The sequence below is a fragment of the Scytonema sp. NUACC21 genome (assembly GCF_054684315.1).
Genome location: NZ_BAAFZH010000031.1, coordinates 1 through 11,670 on the forward strand (window position 1 = coordinate 1; position 11,670 = coordinate 11,670).

The following is an 11,670-nucleotide window of genomic DNA, read 5'->3' on the forward strand; positions in this document are numbered from 1 at the left end:
GATTTTTTAGCACCTTGAATTGCTTTTTCATAAACTTCTTGGGCTTGCCAATTTTGTCCCAATACTCGCGCTTTTTCTGCTTCTACTAAATCGTATTTATTTTGGAAATTAGCGGGGCAATGACTAGCCCATATTTTCATTTCATGCTGATTTTTTTCTAATTTTTCTAGGATTATTTTTTGTTGTTCTGAGTTGCAATTATGATAGTGAGCGAGAAAGGAAAGAGAAGAATAGAAATTGTGTTGTGGCGTAGTGAGATATGCTGCTGTACAATTCTTGTATTTTTCTGCTTTAATCCCATTATCAAAAGCACTAGAATAATCTTTTAAAAGGTAAAAGTAAATTGTTTTAGCAAAATATGCAAGTAATAGTAGCCATTCATTATTTTGAACAACCCATTCTTTTAATAATTCATTTTCTTGTCGTTGAAAATTGCCTATTATAATTGGTATATTATTTATTTGTGACAATATTACTGTCAAGTTATAAAAAATCATTATATTATAAAAACCAAAATCTTGTTTCAATTTTTCAATCAAGTCAGCATATTTTTTATAATCCAGATCGACCTCTTCTAAATTTTGTCCCCCAAACAATTTTATCATGCAATAGTTGATAGCTGCATAAGAAGCATATTCATACTCTCCTGTATCTATCCCCTTTTGAAAACAATTCAGTAATGTTTGTTGCGCCTCTTTATTTCTAAGACATTCTTTCCAGTGCCATATTTGACCATAATACATCTGTATAACAAGAGTTTGTAACTTAGGAATATTAATTTTCTTTAGTAATTTGAGAGACAATTTACCAAATTCATATCCATCATTAATATACTGTTTATTTGTACATAAAAGCATTCCATAAGTATTGTATATACCAGCAGCTTGGGGAGAATTGCCATATTCAATACAGAAATTAATTTGGGTTAATATTACCTCAACAAATAATGAAAATTGTGTTGTGTGTACGGCTCCCAAAATTTGCTGTAATATTTGTATAATTGCTAGTTTATACCGATCGGTTATTATCGGCAAATTTGCTAAAAATTCAATTTTTTTGCCTTTCAAAAAATATTTTATATATTCTTGTTGTTGTTCAATTCTCTCATTTATATTGATAGCATGACCTGAGATACATATTCCTAGTTTTAATAAAATCTCAAGAGCATTATCTATTGCTTTTTCAACCTGAAATGTAGTGTAATAGTAAGATACTATTATCTGATAAACTTTAACTTCTTCGAGAAGATTATTAGTTTTTTTTAGTAAATTGTCAGCAAGATTTTCAATTCGATCGAACTGGGTATTTAAACAAAGTAATTCTAAAGTTTCTAAATGTATTTCCCTAGTTAAATTATACTGTTGTTCCCAGCTATTGGTTTCTAACAAACTTAAGCTAGTTTCTAAATATTGAAGAGCTAGTTGATAAGCTGTTGAGGCTTTTGCTTTTCTACCAGCTTGAAGATTTAATTTGGCTAAATTATCTCTGTCTAAACGCTCGGTAATTAATTTACTTCCTGCGTTAAGTTGATTGACAATATCAAAAATATTTGGATCTAAATCATCTTCTTGAGTATTTTCTAGCAGAAGACGACCAATTTGCAGATGAACTAATTTTTTCTCAGCTTCTGGAATCAAAGCATAGGCCGCTTGCTGAACTCTATCATGCAAAAATTTGTAGGAGATATATTTGGGTATTTTGGGAATAAAAGCAGCAGATATTTCTGAATTATTCCTCGATATTTCTTCCTGATTCCAAAGTAAAGGTATTTTATAGTCATTACTTAGAGGTAAAATCAAAGCTGACTCTAGTGCTGGCTGAAGTTCTCTAGCTGTAGTTATTTGAGATTTATTATTAATAACAGAGAGTACTTCTAAATTAAATTGGTTGCCAATACAGGCGGCTAATTGCAAAATTTTCTGAGTGTTTTCATCCAATTTGGTAATTTTGTCGATAGTTAAGTTAACTACATTATCAGTAATTCTGGCTCTTTCGATTTCTTTAATATTCCAGTGCCAACATTTTTTACTATAGTCAAATAACAAAAGATTTTCTTTATATAGTGAGTTGAGTAATTGACTAAAAAAAAAGGGTTGCCCTGAGTTTTATCAGTTATTAACTTTGCTAGAGTTTTTGATTTTTCTATGGAGCAATTTAAAGTATCGGCAATTAATTGATTGATATATTGGATTCTCAATGATTGCAGCAAGATACTATTGACTTTACCACCTTCTTTTTTTATTTGCTCTAAGGTTTGCATCAAAGGATGAGTTGCATCAACTTCATTATCTCGGTAGGCTCCTATTATTAATAAATATTGGCAATCAGAATTGGTTATTAATAGCTCAATTAACTTCAAAGATGCTAAATCTGCCCACTGTAGATCGTCTAGGAAGATAACTAAAGGGTGTTCTTTTTTGCTAAAAACACCAATAAATCTTTGAAAGAATAAATTAAATCGATTTTGAGACTCAGTTGCTCCTAGTTGCTCGAATGGCTGCTGTTTACCGATAATCTGCTCCAACTCAGGAATTACATCGATGACGATCTGACCATTAGACCCTTTCTTTTCTAAAAGTTGCTGTTTCCAAGTTTGTAGTGCTGCTTCAGTTTCACTCAGTCACTGCCGTATTAGGTCTTGAAATGCTAAAGCGATCGCCGCATAGGGAATGTCTCGCTGCAACTGATCGAATTTTCCGCTAATAAAGTGCCCTCGCTGGCGTAATATTGGTTTATGAACTTCATTAACCAAAGCAGATTTGCCAATTCCTGAATACGGAGGGTCATTAGTAAGGGTTTTCAATGCATTTACATTTTGTAACATATTTGTGTTTATTTACGCCGACTTACTTAAAGTTAACTTATGAGGGTCGTCCTTTGTCATTTGTCATTAGTAAGGATTTCGGGTCGTTGAAAATTTCGTAACACAGTTCTATTTATTTCTGTTCACTTACTTATTTAAGAAATGATTAGTAACAAACATACCTTACTAGATAGAAATAAAAACCTAGACTACATTGGTGAACATAAACGTGCATTTCAAGTTGAATCCATATATCCATTAGAAATCTTTGAGCGCTTTGTCCGAGAAGCAACAGACTGGGGACTGGAGTGTTCCTGCAAGATAGAAAAGGACAAGGTGTATCCCATTCGATTTAACCTGTTTCGCAATCACCCAGGCTGCCAACAATTCAATGCAGCCCTTGACTTCTTTCGGCAAGTAGAAACGAGAAACGATGTGAAATTGGATTATCAGTTAATGCATTTGTTTCTAGGTAATGATTTTGACCTTAACAAAATCGCACAAATATTGGTGGGAGTCGATCTGCGAACGGAACTTTTAGCTTCGCGTTTGAAACTTTGGTTTGTTATTGAAGATTATCCAGAAAAACTAGAAACAGCATTTGCTTTGTGCGACTTAACGGAAGAGTTGCGATCGCTGATGCTTAGTACCAGTCTAGTAGTAGTGGGTTTTGATTTTTACCTAGATGGTCGTAGTATCATTGAGTTGTATCCGAGAATACTAAAAAAAGAATTACAGCAAGTTGACGTATGGAAGCCACTAACAAAAGTTTTGTCTCCAGCAACTTTACAACTATTGGATAGCAGCTGGGCGTTTATGTTGGGTTTTTCAAAAGCTAACCCGGAGACAATCGTGTATTGCCCCACTTCCGATCCGGATAGTTTTCTTGCTAAGTTACCCAATAATTTAGCACAGAAAGTGCATGCTTATTATCAAAAACAACCTGTACGGGGAACGATTATAGCTTTTCGGGAAAGAGAATTACTAGGGGGAGCAATTCAGAATTTAAACCTGTATTACCAGATGAGCCTAGGAGTTCCGGGGTAAATCCCAACCCAAACTCGTTGGCTGTTCGTAAACCCGCTTCAAAGTATTTACATCTCTAGAAGAAATTGGCGGTGGATTGCGAACCTGGGAAAAGTATAAGGCATCAGTTTGTTGCGGACTATGACCCCAAATTCCTAAAGCGTGACCGAGTTCGTGACGGGCGGCTGCAAGCAGATACTGTCCTGTTTGACTGGGACTCAGCAGAATAGTGAAGCGATGGGATAAAAGATTATTTTTGCTGAGGTATAACTCATAGGTAGTTTGGGCAGAACGAGCACGAGGAATTTTGCTACCAGGTGAAGTTTGGAGTGGTGGCGCTTTCCGCACAATGGTTATATCTGCTTCCTCTGGCTTCTCGACAACCTTTAAAGGCAAATAAATACCCCACTCCTGCACCGCTTGTACCACAGAATTGACCCATGCCTCTGCTTGCTGGCTGCTGATTGCTTTTGGTGTTTCTACATAAACTCGAACCGGAAACTGCGACCAAACTAAATAACCTTCTGCCACTGGGGTAACTTGAGAAAAATAGTCACCGGTGTTGGTGGGGTCTTGCCATTGTGCTAGTGCTGGCGGTAGAGGATGGGGTTTGGGAGGCGGTAGGATTTTATCACCAGCAAGGGTTTGGGAGTTAGCCAAAATAATAAGCAGCGCCGTGAAAATCCCCAATACTAAAGGGGCAATTAAGCGCTGCCAAACTAACACTTTTATAGTTATTTTCTTAAAAATGTCATGACAGGTGTTAGATGCTGAGTGTTGGGTATTTTTATCTTCCCATCTCCCCATCTCCCCATCCTCCATTGTTATTTTGGAAGCCAGCCGGCACTTAAAACCACTGTCAAACCCAAAAAAATGACTGCGAGTGCCCAAGTGACTCGGTTCAATGTATTTTCTGCGCTCTTGGTACTGCTAAATAACTGAGCTTGTCCACCGATGGCTCCTACCCCATCTCCTTTAGGGCTGTGCAACAAAACTAAAACAATCATTCCAACTGCGGACAATGCCCAAATTGCTTGTACAACGTTAGTAATGGTCATGGTGTCAACGTGATAGATAAGAAAAGTTAGGAGTTAGAAGTTATACAGACGCGTCCTGGCGCGTCTGTACAGAAGTGAGGAGTAAAATACTGTGTTTTTCTTTACTCATCACTTATTGATGATATTATTTACAGCCCAAGTTTCACACGAGTGCGAGAAAATTCCACTTCATACCCTGCAGGTTGTAGCAGAGATTGACCTGTCATTTCCGGTGGCTGAGGCAATTGCAAAATCTCCAGAATTGTCGGAGCAATGTCGGCTAGTTTGCCATCGCTTCTCAAGACAACATCAGTGGCATGTCCGGGGATTTTTGCTTTTTCTCCTTCCACCAGAATTAGGGGAACAGGATTGGTAGTATGAGCTGTCCAGGGATTACCCTTACTATCTATCATATACTCAGCGTTACCGTGGTCGGCTGTAATAATTGCTGTTCCACCGACTTTGCTGATGCTGGCAAGTAGATTACCCAAACAGGTGTCAACAGTCTCCAATGCTGTGACTGTAGCTTCCATTTTCCCTGTGTGTCCCACCATGTCCGGGTTGGCATAATTAATGACAACAAGGGAATAAATGCTCTTTTCAATAGCTGCACACGCCACTTCTGTCACTGCTTGGGCTGACATCGCTGGGGCAGAATCGTAAGTCGCCACCATCGGACTGCTAACCAGTTCGCGATCTTCTCCTGTATCTACCAGTTCCCTTAACTCCAAATTTCTTTCCATCTTTGGTAACGTTAGAAGACACAAAAATCTCGGGATAATCAGGGTGATGATAATTTTCTTGAGGATAAATTTGTGGCGTTCCAATTTTGCGAGCAAATTTTAAATATTGGTCTTCGTTAATATTTTGATTTCTGAAAACTACCAATTTATGCTCGTATACAAGTTGTTTAATTGTGTGAATTTCTGCTTCAGTTACTACAACAACGTCTATATCTACTACTTCAGCACCAATAGATTCTACATTTGGTTTATTTATTTTCATGCTTTCACCCTGATTGCTTTGATTTGAACTTTTCAAAAAGCTTTAATTATCTCATTAATGAATTAAATCACTGAAATTATCAATGAGTATTAGTTTTGCCTAAATCTCAAATCACACTCCATTCTCAGTCACACATGGGCAGCTGTCAAACGACGAACTGTCAAACATTACAATTTGTGAAGAAATTATCCCCTCGAATTTGGTGCTATATATACTACCATTTCGACAAATTCCAAAGTTTACAGCTTCTGGCAAGATAATACCTTAATAAGTCTTGATACTAACAAAGGTAGATGCGTCCTGGCAAACCCTTGTGATATGGGAGTCATTTCTGAATTCCATTCAAGTTTGACAACTCGTCGTTTGACATGATTGACATAAAGGCAAACAATATAGCACTGAGGCAGTTTGGTCATGGAGCTAAAAAATCCATCTCCTTATATTTTTAATAATTTTGGTGTGAGAACTGAATGAGCCAGATGTATGTGCTTTTATTAAATGTAGGACTAGCCATAATCCTAGCAGTGTTCGTCAATCAGCAAGCTTTAGCAACGACCGCAGAAGATAGTGCAAAACCGCTTGCAAAGATTCCCCGACTTTCGGATATCGAGCGTGGTTACACAAGCGTCAAACAATGGCTAGCTCAACAGCAACCTTCTGGAGCGATCTTAATAACAGGAGTGAGGTTGAATCAGACTTTCACCGGCTTAGAGGTGATTTTAGAAACAACTGCATCTGACAAACTGCGACTCACAACTAAAAGTGAAGGCAATAACTTTATTGCAGATATCCCTAATGCCCAACTGCGTCTAACTGGTAGCAATTCCTTCCGCAAAGAAAATCCAATAGCAGGGATTACCGAAGTCACGATTACAAATCAGGGTACAAATAGTATTCGAGTCACGGTAAGGGGCGCGACGAGTTTGCCAAAAGTCCAACTATTTGATAGCGATGAAGGTCTAATTTTAGGGCTGACACCGACAGCAACACCGACAACACCTGATACAGATAAGCCTAGTGAAACACAACCGACTCAACCATCGGCTGATAAAAAACCCAATGAACCAGACCTTGAAATTACAGTAACCGCCCAGAAACGACCAGAACAATCGCAAGACATACCCATTAGTCTCACGGTAATTCCTCAGCAAGAACTTGAAGACGCTCGCATTCGTTCTTTCAAAGATATTGCCAACAACACACCCAACTTTAGCTTTTTCCCAACCACTGCAGGAAGTGCTGACTTCAGTTATTACAGCATTCGGGGCTTAAATAACTTCAATTTTCTGGCGAGCCAGGATACAGTCGCGTTTTATGTTGATGATGTTCCATTGGACTATGGTGGATTTTTGGATTTGGGCTTGATTGATTTAGAACGAGTCGAGGTGCTACGAGGACCACAAAGTACACTCTACGGTAGAAGCAGCCCGGCTGGAGTCGTTAATGTCATCTCTAGACCCCCAACCAATGAGCTAGAGTTTAGAGTAGGAGGCAGTTACGGGAATTATAATAGCCGCGAAGTGCAACTTTCTCTTAGTGATGCGATCGTTCCCGATCGACTCTCATTTCGGTTAGCCGGAGCATACAATGCACAGGATGGCTTTTTTGACAATGTGCTACTGAATCGCCAAGTTGGAGAGCGATCGCAATTAATCGGACGCGCTCAAATCCTCTGGACACCCACGCCAGAATGGAACGTATCTTTTAACACCTATGCCAGCGATAATGATAATGGCAGCCCTACCTTTAATCGGCGTGATGCTCCCGATCCCTTTGAAGTCTCTCAAGAAGTTGATGGTTTTAATCGACTCAGTAGCAACACTCAAGCACTGAGAATTGGCTACGACGGTTCCCAATTGCGTGCTACGTCTATTACAGCACGGCGCTTTACCAATCAAGCAACCTTTGTCGGTGACAACTTTCCGGGCGACTTGATCCGCCAGGATGTCGGCATAAATTCAACACTATGGTCACAGGAATTTCGACTTCAGTCTCCTGAAAGTGCTGACCGTTTTCGCTGGCTGTTGGGTGGGTACTATGAGTCACGGGAGTTTAATGTGGTCGCTGACAGCCTGGAGTATACTGACCTCGGTGCAGCTTCATTTGGATTACCCGCGCCAGGAACCAACCGCGTTTCAGCAGAACAGTTTCGCAACACTTATGCAGTATTTGGACAGGTAGATTACAAGTTAATAGAACCCCTGAACGTGTTTGCAGGGCTGCGCTATGAATGGGCAAATGTCTCCCTTGAGCGTCGTCGCGTGTTTGAAGCAACTAGCGGTGAAACGACTACCATCAGCCCAGAACTACGAGGTGCAGAAATAAATAGCGATGAATTGATTCCTCGCTTTGGGTTACAGTATCGCTTCAGCCCGAATTTAATGGCATACGGTACAATTGCTAAAGGCTATCGACCAAGTGGATTTAACTACCGCGCTGATAACGAATCAACCCGTAGGTTTGGAGAAGAAACCTCCTGGACTTACGAAGCGGGCTTGAAATTGTCCTTGCTCTTGCTCGATCGTGGCAAACAGGCGATCGAGGTCTGGCAGCTTGGAGGCATCGCTCTGAACACCCGTGACGTTTTTACCGATCGCTTTGACGGCGGCATCAAGTTTAGTTTGGCGACGACCCGTGATGAAGACATAGGCACCTTCGGCGACAAAGCGCTTGGCAGTGGCAAGACCGATGCCGCTGGTGCCACCGGTGACAAGAGCGACTTTTCCTTCTAGTTTTTTCATGATGATGACTCCTATAGTTGTTGAGTTTTAAAGAGTTGCCCTCAACGGGTTTTTGAAAATAGGATTTGTCCCGGTAGCAACTTGATGGATTGTGAAAAGCTCAAAGTTTGCATGAATTCAATTTCTCTACAATGTAAAATTTACTGAATTTGGGTCGCTCGGTGACGTTGGAATGCTGATTAATTTCTTTGTTTTAGAAACTCCAGCAGTACAGGGTTGACCCGATCTGCATGAGTCCAGTTGATTGCGTGCGGGCCGCCAGGTATCACCACGAGGCGGCTATCTTTGATTAGCAGCGGCAGTCTCGCTGCGGTAGACTCAAGTGGGAGGATGCGATCGGCATCTCCATGAACAATTAAGGTTGGCACGTCAATACGCGGCAGGTCATCGCGGAAATCGGTCAGCCAGGACGGGACACAGTCCAAAGTCCCCTTAGCAGAAGCTCCAGCTGCAACATTCCAACTCATCTGGATGGCATCGTTGCTAATGCGGTCGCCGAGAAGCACATCCACGTTGTAAAAGTCTTTGAAAAACGCGGACAGATACGCTGGACGATCTTCTACGATGCTCTTCATAATCCCGTCAAAGACACTGCGATCGACCCCTTCGGGATTGTCATCTGTCTTCAGCAGGAAGGGTGGCACCGGAGCCATTAACACCGCTTTACTGACACGCTCCGAGCCGTATTTGCCCAGATAGCGCGTCACTTCGCCAGTCCCCATTGAGAAGCCCACCAGCACGGCATCACGCAGGTCAAGTTCTGTCATTAGCTTGTTCAGATCTGCTGCAAAGGTGTCGTAGTCATAGCCAAACGATGGTTGGCTGGAGTTGCCGAATCCCCGGCGATCGTAGGTGATGACTCGATAACCATTGTCCAGCAGCATCATCACCTGTTTCTCCCAGGAATGACCGTTCAGAGGAAACCCGTGGATTAGCACGACGGGTTGACCCGCTCCGAGATCTTCGTAGTAGATATTAATGTTTCCAGAGTTTTCTTTAGCGACAGTAACGTAAGGCATTAGAGTCTCCTTTTTTTGATTAACTCATGGGTTTGGGGTTAGGCGTCCTGCGACGGAGCAGCTTACGGAACTTGCGCCTACAATAATGTAATCGTAGTTCTGTTCTGTTGACATTGCATATTCTTCTCTCGTGTCTAAATTGCGTGAGATTTGTACTGTATACGTTGTGGGATCGTCTAATTTGACACCACGCGCTTGAGCAATCTGCACTCGGCGGATGAACCCTCAACAGTCGCGATCGCCGATTCCTAAATAAACTAAGTGAACTGGATTTTATATGTTATACTTGGCGACAAGAGTTTGCAGAGTGTGACTTGCTTTAATTAAATCCGCAGCCTTCTCAGCAATCATAATAGTGGGTGCGTTTGTGTTTCCCGTAGTTAGCGTTGGCATGATTGAGGCATCTACGACACGCAACCCCTCAACCCCATGTACCCGTAGTTCGGGGTCTACAACCGCCATTGGGTCAGTTCCCATTTTGCAAGTGCCGACCGGATGATACACCGTACCGCAAACGTCTCGAACGTAGGCTTCAAGGGCTTCATCGCTAGTCACCTCGGCACCGGGAGCAATTTCCTCACCTCGAAACTCATCAAAGGCACTTGAATGAAACAAGTTGCGAAGTAATTTAATCCCTGCCACTAGCTTTTGCACATCAGATTGACTTTGCAGATAGTTCATTTGAACGATTGGTGGGTCTTTGGGGTCAGGCGAACCCAAACTGACACTGCCAATGTTTTGGGGATGAGTCAAAATGGCTGTACCCGTGAATCCCGAATCAACGCGGGCATAGCCAGGAGGTGACCAAGGAATGGGACCGAAGAACAACTGTAAATCTGGCGCAACATCTTGATTCCCCTCGCTATGCACAAACATTCCAGCTTCACTAATGCCATTACTAGTGGTGGCTGGGCGTAACTCCTGAGTTGCCTGGTGTACCACAGGAATGAGAATGTGGTCTTGCAGGTTTTGACCGACACCGGGCAAATTCACGACGACTGAAATCCCCATTGCTTGCAGGTGTTGTGCATCCCCAATGCCGGAAAGCATCAATAGCTTGGGCGAATCGAACGCGCCCGCACTTAAAATCACTTCGGATCTGACCTTGACTTGGTGCAGCATTCCAGAGTGTACGTATTCCACCCCAACGGTGCGAGTGCCCTCAAACAACAACCGCCTTACGAATGCTCCTGTCATTGTGGTCAAATTGGGACGCTTGAGAATGGGCAGGAGGAAGGCAGCAGCGGCACTGTGGCGTTTACCATCTTTGATAGTGAACTGACACGGTCCCACCCCTTCCTGCTGCATCGCGTTGAAATCGGGATTGTAATCGTATCCCATTGCCACAGCTGCGTCTACAAATCGTTGGGATGCCATAGTAGGGGACATGACATCGGTCACGCTCAACTCCCCACCAACACTGTGATATTTGCAGGCACCGCGTTGCTGGTTCTCAGATTTCTTGAAGTAGGGCAGTACATTCTGGTAACTCCAACCGGGATTGCCCAATTCCTGCCAGCGGTCATAATCGTGTTGATTACCCCGCATATACACCATGAAATGCATTGCACGCCAGCGTAGTGAATTTCTGCTTGTTGTGCAAGTTGGGCTATTTCGACATCGTTAATATGCAAGTTGAGGAGTTGGCGGACTGTCCTGAGTGTTGCGACTTCCAACGCCGCACTGCTTGACAAACCCGAACCCATAGGAACCGTCGATTTGACATACAAATTCAAGCTTGGTGTATCGTAGCCTGCTTTTCGTAAAAGTTGAATACAACCAAATATATAACTTGCAAATCCAGAAGGCGTATAATTACCTTCTGTAATACTAACTTCTTCTTCTAAATCTTCAGAATAAAAGTGGTGCTGTCCATCTGTACTAAAACCTGCTTGCACCGTTGTATGTTGGGGAATTGCTGTCGGAAGAACAAAGCCATCATTATAATCAGTGTGTTCGCCAAGTAAATTTACTCTTCCTGGCGCACTAGCTTTTGTTTCGGGTGGTTTACCAAATATTTTTTGGAAGTGCATAAATTA

The 11,670-nt window shown here is 41.9% G+C and carries 8 protein-coding genes and 4 pseudogenes; 2 read left to right on the top strand and 10 right to left on the bottom strand.

Annotated features, from left to right (window positions below; all coding sequences use genetic code 11):
• Together ACYRY3_RS02675 and ACYRY3_RS02680 are read right to left on the bottom strand one after the other, a co-directional pair.
• The coding region (locus ACYRY3_RS02675) for an ATP-binding protein (protein ID WP_460200236.1) at positions 1 to 2,045 on the bottom strand (2,045 nt) is incomplete at its 3' end.
• Positions 1,967 to 2,824 (bottom strand): annotated as a pseudogene (locus ACYRY3_RS02680) (ATP-binding protein). The pseudogene ACYRY3_RS02680 and the gene ACYRY3_RS02675, both read right to left, overlap by 79 nt.
• 141 nt (positions 2,825 to 2,965) lie before the next feature.
• On the opposite strand from ACYRY3_RS02680, the gene ACYRY3_RS02685 reads away from it, so the two are divergent.
• A complete protein-coding gene (locus ACYRY3_RS02685; RefSeq protein ID WP_460200237.1) occupies positions 2,966 to 3,850 on the top strand; it encodes a LynF/TruF/PatF family peptide O-prenyltransferase in 885 nt (294 codons plus the stop codon).
• Here ACYRY3_RS02685 and ACYRY3_RS02690 read toward each other — a convergent pair.
• From ACYRY3_RS02690 to ACYRY3_RS02705, 4 genes and pseudogenes are all read right to left on the bottom strand, one after another.
• A complete protein-coding gene (locus ACYRY3_RS02690) occupies positions 3,833 to 4,636 on the bottom strand; it encodes a peptidase (protein WP_460200238.1) in 804 nt (267 codons plus the stop codon). The genes ACYRY3_RS02685 and ACYRY3_RS02690 overlap by 18 nt on opposite strands.
• Positions 4,637 to 4,653: 17 nt before the next feature.
• The gene (gene secG / locus ACYRY3_RS02695; protein WP_460200240.1) at positions 4,654 to 4,887 is read right to left on the bottom strand and encodes a preprotein translocase subunit SecG; all 234 of its coding nucleotides are present in this window, start codon (positions 4,885 to 4,887) and stop codon (positions 4,654 to 4,656) included.
• A 128-nt stretch (positions 4,888 to 5,015) separates the two neighbouring features.
• A pseudogene (locus ACYRY3_RS02700) lies at positions 5,016 to 5,570 on the bottom strand (alkaline phosphatase family protein); the annotation flags it as partial.
• Positions 5,548 to 5,871: a TauD/TfdA dioxygenase family protein gene (locus tag ACYRY3_RS02705; RefSeq protein ID WP_460200241.1), complete on the bottom strand. Its 324-nt coding sequence runs from the start codon at positions 5,869 to 5,871 to the stop codon at positions 5,548 to 5,550. The gene ACYRY3_RS02705 and the pseudogene ACYRY3_RS02700, both read right to left, overlap by 23 nt.
• Positions 5,872 to 6,341: 470 nt before the next feature.
• On the opposite strand from ACYRY3_RS02705, the pseudogene ACYRY3_RS02710 reads away from it, so the two are divergent.
• Positions 6,342 to 8,384 (top strand): annotated as a pseudogene (locus tag ACYRY3_RS02710) (TonB-dependent receptor domain-containing protein); the annotation flags it as partial.
• On the opposite strand, the gene ACYRY3_RS02715 reads toward ACYRY3_RS02710, so the two are convergent.
• The 4 genes and pseudogenes from ACYRY3_RS02715 to ACYRY3_RS02730 form a co-directional block, all read right to left on the bottom strand.
• Positions 8,319 to 8,612 carry an SDR family NAD(P)-dependent oxidoreductase gene (locus ACYRY3_RS02715; protein ID WP_460200259.1) on the bottom strand — a complete coding sequence of 98 codons (294 nt, stop codon included), beginning with the start codon at positions 8,610 to 8,612 and terminating at the stop codon, positions 8,319 to 8,321. The pseudogene ACYRY3_RS02710 and the gene ACYRY3_RS02715 sit on opposite strands and share 66 nt — an antisense overlap.
• 179 nt (positions 8,613 to 8,791) lie before the next feature.
• Positions 8,792 to 9,631 carry an alpha/beta fold hydrolase gene (locus tag ACYRY3_RS02720; protein ID WP_460200242.1) on the bottom strand — a complete coding sequence of 280 codons (840 nt, stop codon included), beginning with the start codon at positions 9,629 to 9,631 and terminating at the stop codon, positions 8,792 to 8,794.
• Positions 9,632 to 9,904: 273 nt separating this feature from the next.
• Positions 9,905 to 11,179, bottom strand: coding sequence for a GMC family oxidoreductase (locus tag ACYRY3_RS02725; protein ID WP_460200243.1), 1,275 nt, complete (start codon positions 11,177 to 11,179; stop codon positions 9,905 to 9,907).
• 14 nt (positions 11,180 to 11,193) lie between these two features.
• Positions 11,194 to 11,664: pseudogene (locus ACYRY3_RS02730) on the bottom strand (galactokinase); the annotation flags it as partial.
• Positions 11,665 to 11,670 lie beyond the last annotated feature (6 nt).

Excerpts from the sequence above, each read along its gene's own strand:
- ACYRY3_RS02725 (WP_460200243.1), bottom strand. The coding sequence starts at position 11,179 with ATGCGGGGTAATCAACACGATTATGACCGCTGGCAGGAATTGGGCAAT.
- ACYRY3_RS02720 (WP_460200242.1), bottom strand. The coding sequence starts at position 9,631 with ATGCCTTACGTTACTGTCGCTAAAGAAAACTCTGGAAACATTAATATC.
- secG (WP_460200240.1), bottom strand. The coding sequence starts at position 4,887 with ATGACCATTACTAACGTTGTACAAGCAATTTGGGCATTGTCCGCAGTT.
- ACYRY3_RS02685 (WP_460200237.1), top strand. The coding sequence starts at position 2,966 with ATGATTAGTAACAAACATACCTTACTAGATAGAAATAAAAACCTAGAC.
- ACYRY3_RS02690 (WP_460200238.1), bottom strand. The coding sequence starts at position 4,636 with ATGGGGAGATGGGAAGATAAAAATACCCAACACTCAGCATCTAACACC.
- ACYRY3_RS02705 (WP_460200241.1), bottom strand. The coding sequence starts at position 5,871 with ATGAAAATAAATAAACCAAATGTAGAATCTATTGGTGCTGAAGTAGTA.
- ACYRY3_RS02715 (WP_460200259.1), bottom strand. The coding sequence starts at position 8,612 with ATGAAAAAACTAGAAGGAAAAGTCGCTCTTGTCACCGGTGGCACCAGC.